Annotated in this window: 1 protein-coding gene; it reads right to left on the bottom strand. The window is 74.3% G+C overall.

Annotated elements, in window-relative coordinates; all coding sequences use genetic code 11:
* Positions 1-1028: polyketide synthase (locus B7767_RS42175; protein ID WP_143652996.1), on the bottom strand; the 1028-nt coding region annotated here is incomplete at both ends.

Below are 1028 nucleotides of genomic sequence, written 5' to 3'. Positions count from 1 at the left end.
CGGGATCTGCCGGTGTTCCAGGGCCAGGATCGCCTTGATGAGTCCGGCGACGCCGGCGGCGGCTCCGAGGTGGCCGATGTTGGTCTTGACGGAGCCGAGCGCACAGAACCCGGTCCGGTCCGTGCTGTGCCGGAAGGCCTCCGTCAGGGCGGACACCTCGATCGGGTCGCCGAGTCTGGTGGCGGTGCCGTGCGCCTCGATCAGGCCGATGGTGCCGGCGTCGACCTCGGCCTGGGCCTGCGCGGCGAGGACGACCTCGGTCTGTCCGGCGGCGCTGGGCGCGCTGAAGCCGACCTTGCGGCGGCCGTCGTTGTTGACGGCGCTGCCGCGGATGACGGCGCGGATGCGGTCGCCGTCGGCGAGGGCGTCCTCCAGCCGCTTGAGCACGACGGCTCCGACCCCGTCGCCGGAGGAGGTGCCGGCGGCGTCCGCGGCGAAGGCGCGGCAGTGCCCGTCGGGTGAGAACGGCCCGTCGGGTACGTGGCGGTAGCCCAGTACGGCCGAGGGGTTGACGGAGACGGCGGCGGCCAGGGCGGTGTCGCAGCGGTGGTCCAGCAGGTCCTGGCAGGCGGTGTGCACGGCGACCAGCGCGGTGGAGCAGGCCGTCTGCAGGGAGACGCTGGGGCCGGTGAGGCCGAGTTCGTAGGAGACGCGGGTGGCGAGGGTGCCCAGGGAGTTGGCCGTGGCGGCGTGGACGAGCGCCACCGAGCCGGGCTGCCCGGCGAAGCGCGGGTACACGTGGGCCGGGTAGTACCGGCTGTCACCCGCGCCCGCGTACACGCCGAACGCCTGGCCCGTACGGTTCCCGCCGAGGCAGCCGGCGTCCTCCAGGGCGTGGTAGGCCGTCTCCAGCAGCAACCGCTGCTGGGGGTCGACCACGGCGGCCTCGGCGGGACTGTAGCCGAAGAACCCGGCGTCGAAGCGGTCGATGCCCTCGACGACCGACGCCATCCGGATCAGCGCCGGGTCGTCCAGGTCGCCCGGGTCGCCGCCGGCGGCGAGGAACTCCTCGTCGGTGACGGGCCGGA

This window comes from Streptomyces sp. 13-12-16, assembly GCF_002114215.1.
In the GTDB taxonomy this organism is placed as follows: domain Bacteria; phylum Actinomycetota; class Actinomycetes; order Streptomycetales; family Streptomycetaceae; genus Streptomyces.
Note: the sequence above shows the minus strand (reverse complement) of the source record. Positions and strands in the feature narration are given on the sequence as shown.